This window comes from Staphylococcus sp. HMSC14C01 (assembly GCF_001808085.1).
Taxonomy (GTDB): domain Bacteria; phylum Bacillota; class Bacilli; order Staphylococcales; family Staphylococcaceae; genus Staphylococcus; species Staphylococcus hominis.
In genome coordinates, this window is the sequence record NZ_KV792022.1 from 18035 (window position 1) to 40254 (window position 22220).

At 33.0% G+C, this 22220-nt stretch carries 26 protein-coding genes; 2 read left to right on the forward strand and 24 right to left on the reverse strand.

The features are described 5' to 3' along the window. Window positions 1–105 precede the first annotated feature (105 nt). From HMPREF3131_RS03330 to HMPREF3131_RS03340, 3 genes are all read right to left on the reverse strand, one after another. Entirely contained in the window at window positions 106–1668 is a 1563-nt protein-coding gene (locus HMPREF3131_RS03330; RefSeq protein WP_061544505.1) for a BCCT family transporter, read from the reverse strand. Between the two features lie 163 nt (window positions 1669–1831). After that, entirely contained in the window at window positions 1832–2845 is a 1014-nt protein-coding gene (locus HMPREF3131_RS03335) for a zinc-binding alcohol dehydrogenase family protein (protein ID WP_019835196.1), read from the reverse strand. A gap of 32 nt (window positions 2846–2877) precedes the next feature. Further along, window positions 2878–3885, reverse strand: coding sequence for an NADP-dependent oxidoreductase (locus HMPREF3131_RS03340; protein WP_019835195.1), 1008 nt, complete (start codon window positions 3883–3885; stop codon window positions 2878–2880). A gap of 139 nt (window positions 3886–4024) precedes the next feature. On the opposite strand from HMPREF3131_RS03340, the gene HMPREF3131_RS03345 reads away from it, so the two are divergent. Next, complete coding sequence (locus tag HMPREF3131_RS03345; protein WP_019835194.1) at window positions 4025–5026, forward strand: LLM class flavin-dependent oxidoreductase; 1002 nt, start codon at window positions 4025–4027, stop codon at window positions 5024–5026. A 570-nt stretch (window positions 5027–5596) separates the two neighbouring features. Here HMPREF3131_RS03345 and lacG read toward each other — a convergent pair. From lacG to HMPREF3131_RS03385, 8 genes are all read right to left on the reverse strand, one after another. Next, window positions 5597–7009: a 6-phospho-beta-galactosidase gene (gene lacG, locus HMPREF3131_RS03350; protein WP_141738172.1), complete on the reverse strand. Its 1413-nt coding sequence runs from the start codon at window positions 7007–7009 to the stop codon at window positions 5597–5599. 15 nt (window positions 7010–7024) lie between these two features. After that, the gene (locus HMPREF3131_RS03355) at window positions 7025–8776 is read right to left on the reverse strand and encodes a lactose-specific PTS transporter subunit EIIC (protein ID WP_019835811.1); all 1752 of its coding nucleotides are present in this window, start codon (window positions 8774–8776) and stop codon (window positions 7025–7027) included. 5 nt (window positions 8777–8781) lie between these two features. Beyond that, on the reverse strand, window positions 8782–9096 hold the full coding sequence (locus tag HMPREF3131_RS03360; protein WP_017174827.1) for a PTS lactose/cellobiose transporter subunit IIA: 315 nt from the start codon (window positions 9094–9096) through the stop codon (window positions 8782–8784). Window positions 9097–9115: 19 nt separating this feature from the next. Further along, complete coding sequence (gene lacD, locus HMPREF3131_RS03365) at window positions 9116–10093, reverse strand: tagatose-bisphosphate aldolase (protein WP_019835810.1); 978 nt, start codon at window positions 10091–10093, stop codon at window positions 9116–9118. Between the two features lie 3 nt (window positions 10094–10096). Next, window positions 10097–11029: a tagatose-6-phosphate kinase gene (locus tag HMPREF3131_RS03370; protein WP_037541586.1), complete on the reverse strand. Its 933-nt coding sequence runs from the start codon at window positions 11027–11029 to the stop codon at window positions 10097–10099. Window positions 11030–11041: 12 nt separating this feature from the next. After that, complete coding sequence (gene lacB / locus HMPREF3131_RS03375) at window positions 11042–11557, reverse strand: galactose-6-phosphate isomerase subunit LacB (protein WP_002448324.1); 516 nt, start codon at window positions 11555–11557, stop codon at window positions 11042–11044. Window positions 11558–11572: 15 nt separating this feature from the next. Further along, on the reverse strand, window positions 11573–12001 hold the full coding sequence (lacA, locus tag HMPREF3131_RS03380; RefSeq protein WP_002448540.1) for a galactose-6-phosphate isomerase subunit LacA: 429 nt from the start codon (window positions 11999–12001) through the stop codon (window positions 11573–11575). Between the two features lie 232 nt (window positions 12002–12233). Beyond that, a complete protein-coding gene (locus HMPREF3131_RS03385) occupies window positions 12234–12989 on the reverse strand; it encodes a DeoR/GlpR family DNA-binding transcription regulator (protein ID WP_019835773.1) in 756 nt (251 codons plus the stop codon). A gap of 205 nt (window positions 12990–13194) precedes the next feature. On the opposite strand from HMPREF3131_RS03385, the gene HMPREF3131_RS03390 reads away from it, so the two are divergent. Further along, the gene (locus HMPREF3131_RS03390) at window positions 13195–13929 is read left to right on the forward strand and encodes an NAD-dependent protein deacylase (protein ID WP_019835774.1); all 735 of its coding nucleotides are present in this window, start codon (window positions 13195–13197) and stop codon (window positions 13927–13929) included. A gap of 161 nt (window positions 13930–14090) precedes the next feature. Here HMPREF3131_RS03390 and rpsI read toward each other — a convergent pair whose 3' ends face one another. The 13 genes from rpsI to HMPREF3131_RS03455 all read right to left on the reverse strand — a co-directional run bounded on the left by rpsI (window position 14091) and on the right by HMPREF3131_RS03455 (window position 22203). Beyond that, on the reverse strand, window positions 14091–14483 hold the full coding sequence (rpsI, locus tag HMPREF3131_RS03395) for a 30S ribosomal protein S9 (RefSeq protein WP_002448344.1): 393 nt from the start codon (window positions 14481–14483) through the stop codon (window positions 14091–14093). A gap of 19 nt (window positions 14484–14502) precedes the next feature. Then, the gene (rplM, locus tag HMPREF3131_RS03400; RefSeq protein WP_002448612.1) at window positions 14503–14940 is read right to left on the reverse strand and encodes a 50S ribosomal protein L13; all 438 of its coding nucleotides are present in this window, start codon (window positions 14938–14940) and stop codon (window positions 14503–14505) included. Between the two features lie 250 nt (window positions 14941–15190). Further along, window positions 15191–15994 (reverse strand): tRNA pseudouridine(38-40) synthase TruA, encoded by an 804-nt coding sequence (gene truA, locus HMPREF3131_RS03405; RefSeq protein WP_048679181.1) that lies wholly within the window; start codon window positions 15992–15994, stop codon window positions 15191–15193. Between the two features lie 4 nt (window positions 15995–15998). Further along, entirely contained in the window at window positions 15999–16805 is an 807-nt protein-coding gene (locus HMPREF3131_RS03410; RefSeq protein ID WP_070436460.1) for an energy-coupling factor transporter transmembrane component T family protein, read from the reverse strand. After that, window positions 16795–17658 carry an energy-coupling factor transporter ATPase gene (locus tag HMPREF3131_RS03415; RefSeq protein ID WP_019835776.1) on the reverse strand — a complete coding sequence of 288 codons (864 nt, stop codon included), beginning with the start codon at window positions 17656–17658 and terminating at the stop codon, window positions 16795–16797. The genes HMPREF3131_RS03410 and HMPREF3131_RS03415 overlap by 11 nt, the downstream gene beginning before the upstream one ends. Further along, window positions 17655–18467: an energy-coupling factor transporter ATPase gene (locus tag HMPREF3131_RS03420; protein ID WP_048762077.1), complete on the reverse strand. Its 813-nt coding sequence runs from the start codon at window positions 18465–18467 to the stop codon at window positions 17655–17657. Before HMPREF3131_RS03420 ends, HMPREF3131_RS03415 begins: the two co-directional genes overlap by 4 nt. A gap of 301 nt (window positions 18468–18768) precedes the next feature. After that, window positions 18769–19140 (reverse strand): 50S ribosomal protein L17, encoded by a 372-nt coding sequence (gene rplQ / locus HMPREF3131_RS03425; protein WP_002448491.1) that lies wholly within the window; start codon window positions 19138–19140, stop codon window positions 18769–18771. Between the two features lie 21 nt (window positions 19141–19161). Beyond that, a complete protein-coding gene (locus tag HMPREF3131_RS03430) occupies window positions 19162–20106 on the reverse strand; it encodes a DNA-directed RNA polymerase subunit alpha (protein ID WP_002448356.1) in 945 nt (314 codons plus the stop codon). An 82-nt stretch (window positions 20107–20188) separates the two neighbouring features. Then, entirely contained in the window at window positions 20189–20578 is a 390-nt protein-coding gene (gene rpsK, locus HMPREF3131_RS03435; protein WP_000101625.1) for a 30S ribosomal protein S11, read from the reverse strand. A 23-nt stretch (window positions 20579–20601) separates the two neighbouring features. Then, entirely contained in the window at window positions 20602–20967 is a 366-nt protein-coding gene (gene rpsM, locus HMPREF3131_RS03440; protein WP_002448629.1) for a 30S ribosomal protein S13, read from the reverse strand. Between the two features lie 22 nt (window positions 20968–20989). Next, complete coding sequence (rpmJ, locus tag HMPREF3131_RS03445; RefSeq protein WP_001829709.1) at window positions 20990–21103, reverse strand: 50S ribosomal protein L36; 114 nt, start codon at window positions 21101–21103, stop codon at window positions 20990–20992. Between the two features lie 31 nt (window positions 21104–21134). Then, window positions 21135–21353, reverse strand: coding sequence for a translation initiation factor IF-1 (gene infA, locus HMPREF3131_RS03450; protein WP_001829792.1), 219 nt, complete (start codon window positions 21351–21353; stop codon window positions 21135–21137). Between the two features lie 199 nt (window positions 21354–21552). Further along, a complete protein-coding gene (locus HMPREF3131_RS03455; protein ID WP_002448556.1) occupies window positions 21553–22203 on the reverse strand; it encodes an adenylate kinase in 651 nt (216 codons plus the stop codon). Between the last annotated feature and the right edge of the window lie 17 nt (window positions 22204–22220).

Below are 22220 nucleotides of genomic sequence, written 5' to 3' on the forward strand. Positions count from 1 at the left end.
ACGTTAACATTAAAATTTTTTATTTAATTTTTTTAAATTTATTAAAGTTTACCTTCTAGATTAAATATTCCCAAATTTAACACAATAAAAACCTATTTTTCATAATTATTTTCGTTTTTTTATATTATTCGTTTTTTTGTATTTTAAATTATCTTTTTTCATTAAAACATCTTTCTTTGATACCCGCGGATGATCTGAACTCAACGTTTTAAATAAAGACCATATCATAAGAATAATAACTACGGAAAATGGGAGTGCTGCAATAATTAATAAGTTCTGAATTGCTTGTGTTCCTCCGGTGTAAATCATTATCATCGCAAATAAGGCCATAATAATACCCCAACTTACTTTAACGAAAGAGTTAGGATTAATATCTCCTTTACTACTTAACATTCCAAGTACATAAGTAGCCGAATCTGCAGAAGTTACAAAGAAAATCATAACAACGATTAAAGTAACAATACTTAATACAAATCCCAATGGAAAATGCTCTAAAGTGGCAAATGTTGCAGTTTCTGCTGCTTCTTTAGCAATATTAGCAATTCCACTATGCTGAAGATACACTGCTGCTCCTCCGAACACTGCAAAGAAAAAGAAAGATACAAGAGCTGGAGCAAATAACACTCCTAAAATAAATTCTTTAATTGTTCTACCACGTGATACACGTGCAATGAATATTCCTACAAATGGTGCCCAAGACACCCACCATGCCCAGTAAAATATAGTCCAATTTTGTACCCATTGAAATTTTGCGCCACCATCCATTGGAATACGCAAACTCATACTAAAGAAATTAAAAATATAATTTCCTAATCCGTTAGTAAATATATTTAAAATATATAAAGTAGGTCCTACTAGAAATAATCCTATTAATACAATAAAAGCTAAAATCATATTAATATTACTTAAAGTTTTTATTCCCTTATCAATTCCGGACCATGCAGACCAACTAAATAAAATAGTTGCAATAATAATAATGATGACTTGTGTGCCGAAATGACTCGGTACTTTAAACAAGTAGTGAAGACCTTCATTAATTTGTAAAGCACCAAAACCTAAGGTAGCTGCTACACCTGTAACCGTTGCAATAACAGCTAAAACATCTATAGCACTTCCTATTGGTCCTCTCATTCTTTTTTCTCCAAAAATTGGAACAAGCGTTGCGCTTACTAAACCTGGATACCCTTTATGAAAATTAAAATAAGCAAAAACTAATGCAACAATGCTATACACTGCCCACGCATGAATTCCCCAATGGAAGAAAGCAAACTGGAACGCATCATTAATTGCTGCTTGTGTACCAATTTTATGTATAGGCGTTGCTTTATAGGCATGACTAACTGGCTCAGCTGTAGTCCAAAACACTAATCCTATTCCCATTCCTGCACTGAACAACATAGCAAACCAAGAAAGTAATGAAAATTCTGGCTCTTCTCCTTCCACACCTAACGTAATGGATGCATATCTTGAAAATAATAAGTATACGCAAATAAAAAATATAATTAAAACTAGTAAAAGATAATACCAAGAAAAATTAACTGCAATAAACGATGTAATATTTTGCGTGATTGCTTCTAATTGCTTAGGTAATATCGCTCCATACACTACAAATAATGTACAGATAGCTAATGCAATCCAAAATACAATGCTTATAGATTTTTTTCGCATTATATTATTCTCCTTTCTGATAGTTAGAAATTCTATACCCTATTCATGTTATATCTAACGATATATTGGAATTTTTATAATTAATCAAATTGATATATTATAAAATAATAAAAACGCCTCTTAATGTCTTATTTATAGACACTAAGAGGTGTTAAATCATTCTCTATTCTTCTACATTTATAACAAGTTTTCCTATCATGGAATTGGATTCTAATATTTGATGTGCTTCATATAAATGTTCTGCTGTTAAGCCATTGATGACTTTTGTCGTTGTATTTTGATACGTACCATTCTCAATTTTTTTAGCAATATCCTCTAAATAATAATGATGTTTAATCATGTCTTCTGTTTGAAAAATAGGTCTTGTAAACATAAATTCATGTGTAAAGGAAACACTTTTTGTTTTTAATAAATTTAAATCTTGTGATCCTTTAAAAGCTACAATCGTAGCAACATGTCCTCTTGGTTTCACTATATCTATCATTGTTTCATAATACATGTCTGTATCAAACGTGCAAAATACGAAATCTACCGCTTCAATGTGCTGTTGTTCTAATTGAGATTTTAAATCTTCTTTATGATTGAGTACGATATCTGCCCCCATCTTTTTTGACCAATCGATTGTTTCTTGACGTGACGCAGTTGTAATGACTTTTAGACCATATGCCTTAGCAATTTGAGTCGTAATGCTTCCAACACCACCTGCGCCATTGATAATAAGTAATGTTTTCCCTTTATTTTGATTTGGATTCTCTGAAATTTTAAACACATCAAATAAAGTTTCTGACGCTGTAATACCAGTTAACGGAAGACTAGCAGCTTGTTCTGCCGAAAGATTTTTAGGTGCTTTTGCGACTAATCGTTCATCAATAAGTTGATATTCCTGATTTGAACCATGTTGATTAGGCGCACCAGAATAAAATACAATATCGCCTTCCTTAAACATTGTAACCTCTGTTCCAGTTTTTTGAACCGTCCCTACTGCATCAAAACCTAAAATTCTCGGAGAATTTTTAACTTCAGTAAGGCGTTGTTTTGTATCAACCGGATTTACACTTATACTTTGTATTTTAACAAGCAACTCTCTAGAAGATGGCTGGGGCATATCTAATTCAAATGGTTCAAATACATTTCCTTCTTCTAATTTAAATGGTTGTTTAAATCCTATAGCTTTCATAAGTATATACCTACCTTTTACTGAATTTTAAATTATACATTCTCTGACACTTTAACGATCTGTTTGCCAAAGTTTTCACCTGTAAATAAGTTTCTGAACGCTTTTGGTAAATATTCAAATCCTTCTTCTATAGATACTTTTGTTTTAATTTTTCCTTCTTGTATCCACGTTGCCAGTTCTTTACTTGCATGTTCAAAGTCATCGGAAAATTCCGCTACCAAGAAACCACGCATCAGTGCTTGATGTTTAATTAATGTGCTTTGTACACGTGGACCTTTTTCTTGTTCAGTATTATTATAATTAGAAATCGTACCGCAAACAGGAATACGTGCATGACGGTTGAGATGTTTCATAACTTCATCGGCTATTGTGCCACCTACATTTTCAAAATAAACATCTACGCCATTCGGTACGGCTTTTGCTAATGCTTCTGCAAAATCATCCTTTTTATAATCAATGCCTGCATCAAAACCCAATTCTTCTGTTAGATAATTCACTTTTTTATCTCCACCAGCTATACCTACTACTGTAGCACCTTTGATTTTAGCAATTTGACCAACCACAGCACCTACTGCACCAGAAGCTGCTGAAACTACTACAGTGTCGCCTTCTTTTGGTTGACCAATCTCTAATAAACCGTGATAAGCTGTTTGACCTGTCATACCTAACGTACTTAAATATAAATAAAGTGGTACATCTGTATTAGATATTTTACTTACATTCTCTTCATTTACTGTATTAATACGCTTCCATGGTAACATACCTACAATAATGTCATCTTCATTAAATTTTTCAGAATTTGATTTAATAATTTTGCCTACAATGTGACTTTGAATAGGTTCGCCAATTTTAAAAGGCTCCACATAAGAATCAGCTTGAGTCATTCTTCCACGCATATATGGATCGACAGATATATATAAAGATTCAATTTGAATTTCATTTTCTTTCGGATCAACTATGTCAATATTTTCATATTTAAATGTATCATCTTGGGGCATACCTTCAGGATATTTTGCTAATAAAACTTGCTCATTATTCATTATAAAAGACTCCTTTCAGTATTCAAAAACAGTGTCATATCACAAACAATTTTATCGCAATTCAACTGCTTTCACTTTATAATGTCTAGTATGATAACACTTAATACTTTATTATACCAAGCAAAGTGAGGTCTTAAACTTGAAATTAAGTATCTTAGACTATGTACCACTCTTTGAAGGTGATACACCACAAGAAGCTTTAAATCATTCAATTGAACTTGCTCAACTATCAGAGAAACTTGGTTATGCACGTTATTGGGTAGCAGAACATCATCAAGTTCCTTCTGTTGTATCAAGCGCTCCTGAAATCGTAATGGCTATGTTACTTGAACATACACACTCTATTCATATTGGAAGTGGCGGTGTGATGCTCCCCCATTATAGTGCTTACAAAGTTGCAGAACAATTTAAAATTATGGAAGTCAAACATCCTGGCCGAATTGATATGGGAATTGGGCGATCTCCTAGCTTCAAAAATGTAAACGAAGCGCTAAATGAATTTAAAACTCAAAAACCCAAACTATCTCAACAAATAGATGATTTGAACAAATACTTTACGAATGACACTATTCATTCACATCGTTTCAAAACTTTAGAAGCCACTCCATACACAGAGCATTCACCTGAGATGTTTATTTTAGGAATGAGTGAACAAAGTGCTGAGCTTGCCGCAAAAAAAGGCTTACCTTTTGTGATTGCTCATATGGGTCAATCGCACGCAAATTTAACACATGTCATTCAACATTATAAATCGCGTTTTACAGAGTATCATGGTCATTCGCATTCACCCTATATTATTTTAGCTACTTTTGTCGTTACGGCAGAAAATGAATTAATGATTAAGCAATTAGTAGATGCATTAAATTTGTGGTTAATACGTATTAACTATCTTAAACAACCTAAAGTATATCCTTCTATTGAAACAGCACAGCAACGCCATTATTCTGAAAGAGATCAAGAAAAAATAGAAAAAAATAAACGTCGAATGATTAGTGGCTTACCACATGAAGTAGCTCAGCAGTTAATACAATTACAAAACGAATTTGAAGTCGATGAAATCATGATTCTTCCTAATGTATACGGACATACTCATCGAACTAAATTAATTGAACTTATAGCTCATGCTTGTCTAGATAATTAGGAGAGTCAGTATTATGAATGCTCCTAATTTTTATTTGTTTCATAAACTTTAATGTTTTCATTTGCAACATCTTTATTTTCATGAAGTTGGCTATGTTGAGTCGTTGATTCTATATATTAAGAATTTTTATACATTTTTGGACTTGCTTCTAACAAAGATTTTAATGGCCAAGACGAGCTATTAGATACTTTAACGTCAAAATGCATACCATTTTAATTATCTTCATAAATGTTTAAATCTTCTATTTGTTTACCTTTATAAATAGTTTTTAATCCAAGTCACTTTTTATCATCTTCACTCATTTTGTTTGGTTTGCCATTTTGATCAACTTGAATTTCATTCACCTTTTCATTTAAATTAAGAACGCCATTATATGTTCTAACAATATTGACTTCTTTTTTAGTGTCAGAAATGGTGGATGATTACCATCATTTTTCATAAAATACGTGAAAGATAAATACTCTATAGAATGTACGAGAAAATTATACTCCTTATTTTTTAATACTAGTATCTCAATAAAATAAGAAACAGGACAGAAATGAAAATTTCTGTCCTGTCAAATTTATAAAATCACTTAATTTCTTTAGATTCAGCTAATGCTTTATACCAATATGCACTTTTTTTCGGATAACGTTCTTGTGTGTCAAAATCAACGTAGAATAGACCGTAACGTTTTTCATAACCATTAGACCATGAGAACACATCCATAAGTGACCATAAGAAATAGCCTTTTACATTGGCACCATCACGTATCGCATCAGCAATGACTTCAAGATGTTTTTTAACATAGTCGATACGTGCATCATCATCAACTGTCTTACGTTCTTCGTCGAATTCATCTTTATAACCAAGTCCGTTTTCAGTAACATAAATTTTGTGATAGTTAGGATAATCTTTTATAACACGCATAATTTGATCATAAAGACCTTGTGGATAAATCATCCAATCCCAATCAGTACGAGGAACATCTATGTCAAATTCACGTTGTCCTACACCTTTAAGTTGATACTTAGAGCCACCTTTATCTCCAGTAGCATTGTGTGTAATTTCTGATTCTCCTTCATATCCTCTCATCCAATCACTCATATAGTAATTGATACCTAAGAAGTCATTTAAATCTTTTGCAGCATCTAATGTAGCATAATCTTCATTGGTAATATCTAATTTACCGCCATTGACAGAAAGAATATGTTGTACACCTTCCATAGTTTCACGAGAATATTTTCCTAAATATGTTGCATCTAAGATAAATTTATTATGAATAATATCTTCAAGTTCTGCTGCTCTTACATCTTCCGGATTTGAAGGATCATATGGATACTTAGTTGGTAATGCATGAACTACTCCAATTTCCCCATTATATCCATTATCTTTAAATAATTTAACTGCTTTTGCATGTGCGACCATCATATTATGATGAGATTGGAATACTTTTGCAAAATCATATTTAATTCCTGGTGGGAATTTACCGACTAAATACTGGCCATCACCAATAGGACCAATTTCATTAAAAGTAGTCCAATAGTTGACTTCAGTAAATTCTTCAAAGCAGAATTTTGCATAGTCTACAAAATAATCAATCGTTTTACGGTTTAAGAAATCTCCATCACTGTGAAGTGTTTCTGGAGTATCAAAATGATGTAATGTAACAAACGGTTCAACGTGTCGTTTATGACACTCTTTAAATAAATTGTGATAGAATTCTACACCTTTTTGATTAACTTCTCCATAACCTGTTGGAAAAATTCTTGACCACGCGATAGATATACGGATACCATTAACACCAAATTTTTCACTTAATTCTAAATCAACTGGATATTTATGATAAAAGTCACTTGCAGGTTCAGCTGTATACCAATAGTTTTCTTCTAGATAAGTGTCCCAGGCTACACGACCTTTTCCGTCTGTTTGAGTCGCACCTTCTGCTTGATAAGCTGCTGTTGCACCACCGAAAATAAAATCTTCTGGTAATTTTTTCATTATACTTTCATCTCCTAATTATTTTTCAAATTGTTGTTGAACGAAGTCTAATGCTGCTTTGCCATCACGAGTTAAGTTAATGTATTCAACACCTTGAGTTTTTGCTAATTTAATACCTAATCGATCTGTATCTTGTTTTATATCTTCATAGTTAGAAGCAACTTGAGGCGCTAAAATAATTAATTGATAGTCTTTCATAATATCCATATGTGCACCATAACCACCAGCTGCCGCTTTTACAGGTACCTGATATTCTTCAGCAGCCTTGTTTAACGCATTTGCAAGTAATCCACTTGTACCGCCACCGGCACATAAGACTAAAACGTTAGTTTGTTCGTTAATTGAATTTGATGACTCTTTAGCCGATACTTCCTCATCGGAAGGTGCTGGTTCAGTTGTTATCGCTTCATTTGCACCAGCAGTTGCTAAAATTGCATCTGCTTTTTTCGTATCAAAGTTTGCTGATACTTTTTCTTTTAATTCATTATTTACTTCTTTATTGCCTCGTTCTTCTTCAAGAATTTGTTCATCATATACTTTTAAAAATGGATAATAAATCATAACGTCAACTACGATTAATACAATCGCTAACACAAATGACCAAAAAGCAAAGCCTGTACCCATCACAATACCAAGAGGCCCTGGTGTCGTCCATGGTAAGAAGATGCTAAAACTATTCATTTTAAGTACATCAACAAAGAATTTAAAGATCCATACGTTTACTATTGGTGCAAAAATAAATGGTATGAAAAATACTGGATTTAATACGAGTGGTGCACCAAATAAAATTGGTTCATTTACTCCAAAGAATGTTGGTACAACCGATGCTCTACCAATGGCTTTATTTCTTTTTGATTTAGTTAACCACATAAACATAAATGGTACGACTAATGTAGCACCGGTACCCCCCATAGTTGCAACGAACATTTGTGTACCAGGTGTAATAATTTTATCTGCATGTTCTCCTGCTTGAATCAAATTTAAGTTTGTTTCAAGATTTGCATAAGTAATTGCAGCAATTGCTGGTTCAACAATAGATGGACCATGTATACCTACAAACCAGAAGAATGCGAAAGCACCGAAGATAAGTGTGACACCAATCCAGCCATCTGCCGCAGTAAATAATGGTTCAAAGATTTTTAATACGGCGTTCGCTACATTTGTATGAATAAATGTTCTTGATAATAAATCTAATGCATAAATAATGATAATAACCGCTGACAACGGGAAGATATCTTTAAATACCTGGGAAATATTTGGTGGTACTTCTTTAGGCATTTTTATTGTAATATTTCTTTTAATAAAGAAATTATAAACAATTACGGTAATAAAGGCTGAAATAAAGGCTGTTAATAATCCTTTTGTGCCCATAAATGCACTTAAAAATCCACCCTCTTTAATAGGATCTGCTGCTAAGAATAAAAATCCACTCATCGCAGCCATCATTGTAGAAATAAAGTTAATTTGATTGGTTTTATCTAATTTCCTGTTGTAGGAATCGGTTAAAGACTTAGCTGTTGTTCCAGCTACAATCAAACCAACAATTCCCATGGTATAGTTATATGGTTTCATCAATATACCTTCCATCGTTTTACTCCAAGTAAAGCCAAACACGTTAGGTACATATGTGATTAAAATAAATATACTTGAGAACAAGATAATTGGAATTGCTGCAATAAATCCATCACGAATCGCTCTTAAATAAATATTACGGGATATTTTTTCAAAGAACGGCTTTCCTTTTTCTATCCATGCTATTAACTTATTCATAGGGGTCAGCTCCCTTTTTTGTATAATTCAATTAAATGCTTCATTAAATCTTTTAATAATAACGTTGTCATTAAATGGTCTTGTCCGTGAATCATTGTAATACTAAATGCAATGTCATCACCTTGCGCTTCTTGAGCTAATAAGTTTGTTTGAGCTTTATGTGCATTTGCAATACATTCATTTGCTTCCTCGGTAAGTTGTTCAGCTTTTTCAAAATCACCTTCATTAGCAGCGTTTAAAGCCTCTAATAATTTTGAACGTGCATCTCCTGCATATGCGACAATTTCAAAACCAAGTAATTGTACTTCTTCTCTGTTCATATGAATAACCTCCCCTAAGTTATTTTGCTTTCCAAGATGTTGCAGTTGTTTTTAGTACTTTATTTAAATCATCAATGTTTTTATATCCAGTTGTACGTAACCATTCTCTTGCGGCTTGTTCTCCTTGTTCAATATAAACTTTAACTGCACCAGACCATGTCGCACGTCCGCATAACACACCATTGAAATGTGCACCTGCATCATGTGCAAATGTTAATGTTTCTTGGAATAATTCAGCTGATACACCAGCACTTAAATAAATATAAGGTAAATGTGTCGCTGCATCTTGATCACGGAAATGTTGTGCTGCTTCTTCTTTTGTGTATACAACTTCACCCTCTGTAAATCCTTCGACAAAATTCATATTTACGGGTACTTCAACTTTAAGCACATCAACATTGAATCGCTCTTCTGAGAATAACTTCATTGCTTCATTTACTTTACGAGGTTTTACTTTTGCAAATTCAGCACTTTTATTATCTGGAATATTATCATCATAAGTTAACACTTCTAAGAAAAATGGAATGTCTTCAGCAACACATTCTGAACCAATTCGTTCAATATAAGCTTTCTTTTGAATGTTAATCTCTTCTGAATCATCTACATCATAATAAAGTAAGAATTTAACTGCATTGGCACCCTGTTCTTTTAAACGTTTAGCAGACCATTCTACTAAGCAATCAGGTAAACGACCTTTTGCATTCACGTCATATCCAGTTTTTTCATATGCAAGTAATAAACCACACTCTTTATTACGTGCATCAGAAGCAGGTAAGCCATATTCAGGATCTAAAAGAATAGAAGATGCATATTGTGTTAACTCTTCTGATACAAGTACTTTTAATTGTTCGATTTGTTCAACTGTAGGAGGTTCTGTTTGATGTTCAGCCATCATTCTTTTTAATGCCCCACGTTGATCAAATGCTAAAGCTGAAATAATACCATCTTGATTACTTAATTGTTCGATTGATGCTAATTTTTGTTGTGATTTTGTCATGAATTACACCTCTATAACTTCAATTTGTTTGAATAGTTCTTTAAATTTATCTACATTGATATGACCTGTTTGATGCTCCATTGCATTTAACATTCCAAATGCATTCGCTTTTTTCAGTAAATCCTCATCGGATTGTTGATGAACAAGACCTGATGCAATACCTGCCACAGTAGAATCACCAGACCCTACAGGATTAACGACTTCTATTTTGGGGATATTTACTTTATAAAATGTTTGATGATGTTTAGCGAAAGCGCCATCGCCACCTAAAGAAACAATAATCCATTCAATACCTTTGAAGATGGGTTGAGTAACCGCTTCTTTTAAACTATCGATATCTGTAGTGACAGTAGTGTGTAATAATTGAGATAATTCATCAATATTAGGTTTTATCACTGAAGGCTTATTTTCGCTCAACAATACATCCATTAATGATTGACCAGAACTATCTAAAATCGTAGGTAGCTCTTGTTCATTTGCTAATTTCACAATATCAGCGTAGTAATTTGTATTAAGACCTTTAGGTAAACTTCCAGACATCGCTATAACATTAGCTCTTTTAAATAGTTCTAAAAGATGTGCTTTATAGCTCTCTGCTTCTTCCTTGTCAATAGTTGGTCCTTGTTCGAGTATTTCAGTTTGTTGTCCTTCATGTAGAATAGCGATACAATTTCGCGTTTCTCCTTTTATTTTGAAGAAAGACTGTTCAATTTGAGCATCTGTTAATTGTTCTTCAATAAATTGACCTAATGCGCCACCTAAAAAGCCACTTGCTAACACATTTTCGCCAAATTCTGATAATACACGTGTTACATTTAATCCTTTTCCTCCAGCAGTTTTACTCGTCTTTTTAACTCTATTCACAGTATCTAGATGAAACTGTTCTAATGGGTAAGAGATATCAACTGAAGGATTTAAAGTTAATGTTAGAATCATTTCACATCTTCCTTAATCGTGATATTCACCTTTGTCCCATTTTTCTAAGAATTCATCAAAGAAGTGAGGATTAGCTTGATTATCGTTATGTGCTTCTAAATGATTAATTTTAGCAATTAATTTTTTATTTTCTTCAGTAGGTTTGTATTCTGCTTTGATAAATGCATCAACGATATCGAAAATAAATAATTCGCCTGCTACTTTACCGCCGAAACTAACAACATTAGCATTCAATTCTTCTTTTGAATAAAGTGCTGATGTCATATCACGTACTAATGCTGTTCTTACACCTGGGACTTTGTTTGCTGCATTACTAATACCAACGCCAGTACCACAAATACATACGCCTAAATCTGCTTCTCCACTAGCAACTTTTTCTCCTACTTTTTTACCGAAGATAGGATAATGTGTACGTGTAAAATCATACGTACCTACATCAATAACTTCGTGTCCTTGAGCTTTTAAGTGTTGTGAAACTTCCATTTTTGTATCAGTTACAATGTGATCGCAACCTATAGCAATTTTCATTATTTATTCCTCCAATTAGCACATTTTATTTAACATATCTACACGGATTTGGTGACGTCCGCCATCATAGTGTCCATTTACAAATTCTTTAGCAATATTTTTAGCTAATGTATCGCCTACAATTTCAGCACCCATCGTAATCATGCGTGCATTGTTGTGACTACGTGTCATATATGCTGAACGTTCATCTGATACTTCAGCAGCAATCATTCCTTTTACTTTTGTAGCAACAATAAAACTACCTGCACCATAAGCATCCACTGCAATTCCTAAATTATCATCGTTCTTTTGTACTTCGTGTACAACTGCTAATGTTGAATCAACAAAGTCTAATTCTTTTCCTTCTGTTACATCTACTACATCATGGTTATTTTCTTTTAAAAATGTTTTTACAACATCTTTAAGACGTTGACCAGCGACATCTGAACCAATAAAAATTGTCATAATGATTCTCCTTTGAAAATAAGATAATTAAACACATGTGTTTGAAAAAGCGCTTTCAAATCTTTACACCTAAATTATAAACATAAACAAACAAACAATCAACAATAAATGTTCGAATATTGTTTGAAATTTCGTTTATTTAAACAAAATGTTTTGTTTTTATGTTTAATTGCGTTCAATTATCTAAAAAAATACCAAGATTGTTTAAATAAACAATCTTGGTATCATTCAATTAATGTATCACTTCTGTATAAGCTTTTAATTTTTGTACATTATCTTCATCATTTTTATCTACAACAACTGCTGTTAAATCTTCTAAATGACATAATTGGGTAAAATCTTCTTTTCCAATTTTTGAAGTATCAATTAATAAGTACTTTTCAAGTGAACGATGAAGTGCAAGTTGTTGTGTATACGCTTCGTCAATTGTAGAAGTGAGCACATCTGCATCTTTTATTCCATTACAACTAAAAAACATTTTACTAAATCGTTTTGTTTTAAGGAGCGTATTCGTCATTTCACCTACAAATGATTCAGTAAGTTCTCTCATTTCTCCACCTAATAAGTAAACTTTAAAATTTAGCGAACGCTTTTCAAATAATATTTGAAATACTGGAAAACAATTCGTAATCACTGTTAATGACTCTCGATCTATTAATTGAGCCAGTAACTCGATTGTTGTTCCAGGTCCCAAAAAAATCGTATCGTTTTCTTCAATTAAGTTAACAGCTTTCCTTGCGACAGCACGTTTTTCTTCAATATTCTCTGTGTGCTTTTCTTGATGAGACTTTTCTTTAATTTGAAAAGCTGAATTACTACGTGCACCGCCATGTATTTTAGTTAGTAATCCTTTTTCTTCTAGTTCAGCTAAATCACGACGTACTGTCATATCAGATACGTTAAGATCCTCAACGATTTCATTTGTCCTAACCGTTCCTTTTTGATTTACGAGTTTAGTAATTTCTTCTAAACGATCGTATTTATTCATTCAAATTCTCACATCCAACTTATTTTATTAAACATGTCCATATAAAATGAACACATATATCTCATAAAGATTTTAAGCGCAATTTCATTCTATACTATTACTTGTTTTAAAACTAGAAAATAAAGGTAAAAATATGTTGTAATAATAGTATAAAATTCATTTTAAAAAAGTTATATTAGTCATTATTATAAACGAGGTGCTCAGATTGAGTAATAAAATCGAAAAATTAAAAGAAATTGTTGATAAATCAAACAAAATTGTATTTTTTACTGGTGCGGGTGTATCAGTTGCAAGTGGCATACCTGATTTCCGTTCAATGGGTGGATTATTTGATGAAATTTCAAAAGAGGGTTATTCACCTGAATATTTATTAAGTGTTGATCATTTAAATGATAATAAAGAAAGCTTTATCGACTTTTATCATAAACGACTACTAGTAGCTGATAAAAAACCTAATATCGTTCATGAATGGATTGCAGAATTAGAAAAAGAAGGCAAATCTTTAGGTGTGATTACCCAAAATATCGATGGGTTACATGAAGATGCTGGAAGTGAACATATTGATGAAATTCATGGTACACTGAATCGCTTTTATTGCATCAATTGTGGAAAAGAATATACGAAATCATATGTTATGGAACACAAATTAAGATATTGTGAGAACTGCGGTGATGTCATTCGCCCTGATATCGTATTATACGGCGAAATGCTCGATCAGCCTACTGTCTTTAGAGCATTAGATAAAATCCAAAAAGCAGATACTGTCATTGTGTTAGGTTCATCCTTGGTCGTACAACCTGCTGCTGGCTTTATTTCTAACTTTACAGGAGACAATCTTGTAATTATTAATAGAGACGCTACACCGTATGATAGACAAGCAAGTTTAGTTATCCATAATGACATGACAGAAGTGGTTGATGAAGTTATGAAAAATAAATAGATAGACATGTGGCTAGTGTTTCTTAGAACTACTAGCCTTTTTTATATAAAAAAGCACTTCTCAAAGTTGAGAAGTGCTTTAAACATTTTAATTGAACACAAATTGCTGACGCAATTTGCATACTGAACTTGTAAGCAAACAAGTTTGCAACAATTCCAATATTAACGTTTTGAGAATTGTGGAGAACGACGTGCTTTTTTAAGACCTGGTTTTTTACGTTCTTTCATACGTGGGTCACGAGTTAATAAACCTGCGCGTTTTAAAGAACCTCTGTATTCTGGGTCAGCTTCTAATAATGCACGAGCGATACCATGACGGATAGCTTGAGCTTGTCCAGTGAAACCACCACCGTATACGTTAACTAATACATCATAGTTACCTTTAGTTTCTGTAACATCGAATGGTTGGTTTAAGTCTAAGATTAATGATTCGAATGGTAAGTATTCGCGTACGTCACGATCGTTAACAGTGATATTACCTTCACCTGGTACTAAACGTACACGTGCTACTGAGTTTTTACGACGGCCTGTGCCTCTATATTCAACTTGTGCCAATGTAATTTCCTCCTTCTAATTAACCACGTAATTCGTAGTTTTCTGGTTGTTGTGCAGCGTGTGGGTGTTCAGCGCCACTGTATACAAATAATTTTTTACCTTGTTTTTCACCTAAACGTGAACTTGGTAACATTCCTTTGATAGAAGTTTCAAGTAAACGAGCAGGGTTGTTACGTTTTAATTCACCAGCAGTCACTGATTTAATACCACCTGGGTGATTTGAGTGACGGTAGTAAACTTTATCTTGTTCTTTTTTACCAGTTAATTCGATTTTTTCAGCGTTGATGATGATTACATAGTCACCAGTATCAACGTGTGGTGTATAAGTTACTTTATTTTTACCGCGTAAGATAGATGCTACTTCTGATGATAAACGACCTAATGTTTGGCCTTCAGCATCGATAACATACCATTTGCGCTCAATGTTTGATTCATTTGCCATAAATGTTTGACGCATAATAATTATCCTCCTAAAAATAAATGCTTCGTCTTAGATTACAGGTACTCATCGCAGTCGAACCTACGAACGAGGCCTGCAATCTAGGTCATTCTGTTACGATTTCAAAGCGTAATGTTCATTTATTTTATTCCTGTCTAATCTGCTTATATATCTTGTAACACAATAAGTTTCCGGGGCTTATCGTGGGATGATATAAAACAATACCGTTAACTATCTTATATTTTATAAGCCCATTTGTCAATGCATATTAGTCATTTTGTAATGATTTTTTGTAATGTATTTTTATATCCTCACCAAAGTCATTTTTAAGTGCTTCTGGATCTAAATATATCTTTTCAAGATATAATCCTTCAGCGGGTGCTGTAAAAGGGACATTATCTCTATTTTTAGCTTTAAGCAGTTCAGGAACTTCGTTAGGTTGTCGCTTCCCTTTACCTACTTCTATTAAAAAAGCTACAAGTACGCGCACCATATTATATAAGAAACCAGAACCTGTGACGATATAGTCAAAACCTTCGTCCGTTTTAACAACTTCACTTTGGTATAGTGTACGTTCTTTACTTTCAACTTCAGTCTTTTGTGAACAAAATCCAGTAAAATCATGAGTTCCAATAAAGTGTTTAGCCGCTTCATTCATCTTATCTAAATCTAAGTCATCTTTTATAAATGTCTTAAGACCACTTTCAAATGGATTGCGATGTTCCGCTTGATACACTTTATAGCGATATCTCTTACCTACACAATCATAACGACAATGAAACGTGTCATCTACTTGTTTTACACTATTCACGTAAATGTCCTCAGGTAACGCACTATTCATCGCATATTTCCATTGTTTAGGCTCAATATTCAATTCTGTGTCAAAATGAAAATACTGTTCATAAGCATGCACACCACGATCTGTGCGACTTGATGGATGTATACGCACATGTCGACGATGCATACGTTTTAAAATTTTTTCAAATTGTTGTTGAACAGTTCTCCCTTGTTGTTGAATTTGAAAACCAAGAAATCCATGTCCTTGATACGCAATATTTACTAGTATGCGCAATGCCTTACACTCCCATATATTTTAATATAAATAATATCATTCCAATAGGTATCAGACTGAATAGACTCAAAGTATCTCTCTTATGCCATGACAACTTACGATAACTTGTACGTTGTACATTAGCATCATATCCTCTAACTTCCATTGCAATTGCTAATTCATCAGCTCTTTGAAAGGCAGAAATAAATAGCGGTATCATTAATGGAATGAAAGCTTTAATTCTTGTCATTAAACTACCCGAACTGATTTCAGAACCTCTTGATTTTTGAGCAAGAATAATTTTATCTAATTCATCCATCAATGTTGGAATAAACCTTAAAGCAATTGACATAATCATACTTAATTGATGCACAGGAATTTTAAATAGTTTCAATGGGGCCATTAACTTTTCAAAAGCATCAGTCAAGTCAATTGGACTTGTTGATAATGTCATAATTGTTGCAACCATAACAATTGTTATTAATCTTAAAGAAATAAAAATACCTTCTAATACCCCTGTACTATCAATTTTAATAAAACCTATTTCTAATAGCGTAGTCCCACCGTGAGTAAAGAAAATGTGCATTAAAAACGTAAAGATTAAGAAGAAAAATATCGGTGTTAATCCTTTAATTAAAAACCAAAATTGAATTTTAGCCATTTTCATAAAACATAGAATTAATAATATTACCCAAGCAAATGTAGCAAAAGAATGAGCAAAAAAGATAAAAATAATAAATACAAATACAAAAATCAACTTTGCTCTAGGATCAAGACGATGTATTACAGAGTTATTAGGTAAATAACGTCCTATAATAAGTTTATTTTTCATGTTCTTGCCACTCCTGATACAACGTTACAAACTCATCTTCATTTAAGGCAATATCATTAAACATGGTTTGATATTTATCTTCAACATCATATTGCAGTTGTACTACATCAGGCAATGCAATATGCCAATCTTTCAGTTTTTCGTGTTGTCTGAATAATGATTTAGGAGAGCACTGTTCTATTACTTTCCCTTGTCTCATTACAATGATTTCTTCTGCATATCGTGCCACATCATTCATATCGTGTGACACTAATATGACAGTTTTATGATGATTGACCTGAATTGATTTTATTAATTCCATCACTTGCTGACGACTTTTTGGGTCAAGTCCAGCAGTAGGCTCATCAAGAATAATTATATTCGGTTTCATTGCAAGGATAGAAACTAATGCAATTTTACGCATCTGACCACCTGACATTTCAAATGGCGATTGTTCCATAATATGATGATCAAAACCTAAATCTAAGAGTAACTGATACGCATATGACTTAACTTGTTCCACATTCATCTTAAAATTTTTAGGACCAAATGCCACTTCTCTTTCCACACTATCTTCAAACAATTGTGATTCAGGAAATTGAAAAACCAAACCTACTTGTTGTCTTAATTCTCGTAGATGCTTGTCTTTTGTTTTATGAGTAATCTCCTTATTATCAAAAGTAATACTACCTTTTGTTGGTTTTAATAGCCCATTAAAATGTTGAATGAGTGTGGATTTACCACTTCCTGTTTGACCAACAATCGCATAGTATTTACCTTGCTCAATTTTGAGATTGATATCATTTAAGGCTTGATATTCATAAGGAGTGCCTTTTTGATAAATGTATGAAACATGATTAAATTGAATGGTCATAATTTATCAACCAGCCCTTCATATGTAGTGAATTCATCTTTAAAGCCTAGCTTTTGATTCATTTTCATTGCAAATGGTAAATCTAAGCCAATCTCTACTAAATACTGTGTATTTAAAAAAATAAAATTTGGCTTGCCTTCTTTGTAAACTTTGCCTTTATTCATAATGACGACATGGTCGCTTTCTAACGCTTCACTTAAATCATGAGTAATAGAAATAATCGTTAAATTTTTCTCTTGTTTAACTTGTCTAATTAATGAAAGTAAAGACTGTTTACCTTGGGGATCTAACATAGAGGTTGCTTCATCAAGAATGATGACATCTGGACTTAGTGCTAAGACTCCTGCAATAGCCACGCGTTGCTTTTGGCCTCCCGATAAAGAATGTGGTTCATATTCCATATATTCTTTCATATCTACATTATCTAAAGATTGAATGACGATTGCTTTCATTTTGTCATGAGATACTGCGTGATTCTCGAGTCCAAAAGCTACATCATATTCCACAATTGAACCTACAAATTGATTTTCTGGATTTTGAAAGACAATACCAATATGGCGTCTAACCTCTCTTAAATAATCAGGCGTAACTAAATGATTGTTATAAAAAATTTCTCCTTCAGTTGCTTGTTCTATTCCAACTATAAGTTTTGCAATTGTAGATTTCCCCGAACCATTATGTCCTACAATGGATGTCCATTGATGTTTTGGTATATTAAATGACACATCTTCTAAAGTGAAGGCCGCATCTTTTTGATATTGAAAATGTACATGTTTAAGTTCGATGATATTGTTATTATCAGTTTTCACAGCCTTCCTCCTTTATTAATAGTTACTACATTAGTTTACATGAATAAAAACTAGATGTACATGAGTAAACGTCTTTCATATATAAAAAGAGTCATGCCTCAAAAGCACGACTCTTTTTAATCATTATAGATTCATTAAAATTAAAAAAGCGCGCACCCCATCACATTTTAGTTGAGTTCACGCTTTATATTAGTATTTAGTTGATGGGGTACTCTGAGCTAGACAATATTTGTATGTGGCAAACATTATCGTTGCACTCATTTGCTTTAAATACAAGTAGTTAGTGTATTTATATATAAAATTAATCTACTAATTCGATGATAACTGATTCAGCACCGTCACCACGACGAGGACCTACTTTAAGAATACGAGTGTATCCACCTTGACGTTCTGCATAACGTTCAGCAATTTCACCAAATAATTTTTGAAGTGCAGTTTGTGTAGTTTCATCTTCATTTAAGATTTCAACATTACGTAATGTTTTAGCAGCATTACGACGAGATGCTAAGTCACCTTTTTTACCTAAAGTGATTAATTTCTCAACAACACTACGAACTTCTTTTGCACGAGCTTCTGTAGTTTCAATACGCTCACTTACGATAAGTGATGTAGCTAAGTCACGTAACATAGCTTTACGTTGATCAGAAGTACGACCTAATTTTCTGTAACCCATGAGTTAACCTCCTTTAACTTATTAATCTTCTTTTCTTAAACCTAATCCTAAATCTTCTAATTTATATTTAACTTCTTCAAGAGATTTACGACCTAAATTACGCACTTTCATCATATCAGCTTCAGACTTGTCCGCTAATTCTTGAACAGAATTGATGCCTGCACGTTTTAAACAGTTGTATGAACGTACTGATAAGTCTAATTCTTCGATAGACATTTCAAGTACTTTTTCTTTTTGGTCTTCTTCTTTTTCAATCATGATTTCAGCATTTTGCGCTTCATCTGTAAGACCAACGAAAATATTTAAATGTTCAGTCATAATTTTAGCAGCTAATGAAACAGACTCTTGTGGAGTAATTGAACCATTAGTCCAAACATCTAAAGTTAATTTATCAAAATCACTACTTTGACCTACACGTGTATTTTCAACTGTATAGTTTACACGTTCAACAGGTGAATATAGTGAATCTACAGGAATTACACCAATTGGTAAATCACTAGTATTATTTTGTTCTGCTAATGCGTAACCTCTACCCTTATTAGCAACAAGACGAATTTTTAAATGTCCACCTTTAGACACTGTTGCAATTTTAAGTTCTGGGTTTAGAACTTCAACATCACTATCGTGAGTAATATCACTTGCTGTTACTTCGCCTTCATCTCTCACATCAATTTCTAATGTTTTATCTTCTTCAGAATAGATTTTTAATGCTAATTTTTTGATGTTCATAATAATTGTAGAAACATCTTCAACAACATTGTCTATAGCTGAAAATTCGTGTAAAACACCTTCAATTTCGATGTACTTAACGGCTGCACCTGGTAATGAAGATAGTAGGATACGACGTAAGGAGTTTCCTAGTGTAGTACCGTAGCCACGTTCAAGTGGTTCAACAACGAACTTACCGAATTTAGCATCTTCACTAATTTCAATTGTCTCAATTCTAGGTTTTTCAATTTCTATCATTTACAAAATCCTCCTTAATAACGTCGAATTAATTTTAAAATTGTTTCGCTCAGTGATTTGTAACAATAACAATCAATAAAAATTATACGCGACGACGTTTTGGTGGACGACAACCGTTGTGAGGTACTGGAGTAACGTCTCTGATTGCTGTTACTTCTAAACCAGCTGATTGTAATGCACGAATAGCTGATTCACGACCTGGTCCAGGTCCTTTTACTGTTACTTCAACAGTTTTCAAACCATGTTCCATTGCTGATTTTGAAGCAGTTTCAGATGCCATTTGAGCAGCGAATGGTGTTGATTTTTTTGATCCTTTGAAACCTAATGCACCAGCTGATGACCAAGATAAAGCATTACCAAATTCATCAGTGATAGTTACGATTGTATTGTTGAATGTTGAACGGATGTGTGCTACACCATTTTCAATATTCTTTTTAACTCTACGTTTACGAGATACTTGTTTACGTGCCATTTATATTTTGCCTCCTTTACCTATTATTTTTTCTTATTAGCTACAGTTTTAACTGGGCCTTTACGAGTACGAGCATTGTTTTTAGTTTTTTGACCACGAACTGGTAAACCACGACGGTGGCGAATACCACGGTATGATGAAATTTCCATTAAACGTTTAATGTTTAAGTTTTGTTCACGGCGTAAGTCACCTTCTACTTTATAACCGTCAACTACTTCACGGATACGACCTAATTCGTCATCTGTTAAATCTTTTACACGTGTATCAGCTGATACGTTAGCTTCTTCAACAATTTTTTTAGCTGTTGAAGTACCGATACCATATACGTAAGTTAATGAAATAACTACGCGTTTTTCACGTGGAATATCTACTCCTGCAATACGTGCCATATATTTTTACACCTCTCTTTTATTAACCTTGTCTTTGTTTGTGCTTAGGATTGTCACAAATTACCATAACTTTACCTTTACGTTTAATGACTTTACATTTTTCGCAAATAGGTTTTACTGATGGTCTTACTTTCATTTTTATACCTCCCTATATTATGGAGTGACGATTATTTATAACGATACGTAATTCTACCGCGTGATAAATCATACGGAGACATTTCTACTGTTACTTTGTCGCCAGGTAGAATACGAATATAATTCATTCTAATTTTACCACTTACATGTGCTAAAATTTCATGACCATTTTCTAATTCTACTTTAAACATAGCATTTGGTAAAGTATCAAGTACTGTACCTTCTAATTCTATTACATCTTGTTTCGCCATTGATTAACTTCCCCCTTTTTACAATAGTAAGGTAATCGTCAATAGACAACTTCAACGATACGAATCTAATATAGTGAATAGTTATTATAAGTTTAACAAAATGCGGGAATTATGATCGTCATACGACACTCAAAAAATAAATTCTTGCCAGAGAAACCTAATCAAAGTTCACATAAATCTAGATCGCACATTAGTTGATCTATTTTAATTGATCTAAGATATCAATGACATCTTTGGTTACTTCGTCAATATCTTTCGCACCATCAATGTTTTTCAATACGCCTTTTTCATCGTAATACTCTAAAATTGGCTTAGATTGTTTAACATTAACGCTTAAACGATTAGATACTGTTTCTGGATTATCATCTTTACGTTGATAAAGTTTTCCACCATCGATATCACAAACACCATCAACCTTTGGAGGATTAAATACAAGATGATAAGTTGTACCACATTTCTCACAGATACGACGACCTGTAAGACGATTCATTAGCTCTTCCTCAGGAACTTCAATATTGATAACAGCATCAATATTTCTGTCAAGCTCAGACATAATATTGTTTAATGCCTCAGCTTGCTCAATTGTTCTAGGGAATCCATCTAATAAGAAACCTTTTTTTGCATCGTCTTCAGAAATTCTTTCTTTAACGATACCTACAGTAACTTCATCAGGGACTAATTCTCCACGATCCATGTATGATTTAGCTTCTTTTCCTAAATCAGTTTCATCTTTAATCGCTTTTCTGAACATGTCACCAGTAGATATATGTGGTATTGGGAATTTCTTAACAATTTCACTCGCTTGAGTACCTTTACCAGCTCCAGGTAAACCCATTAAAATGATATTCATAAATTGCCCTCCTACAA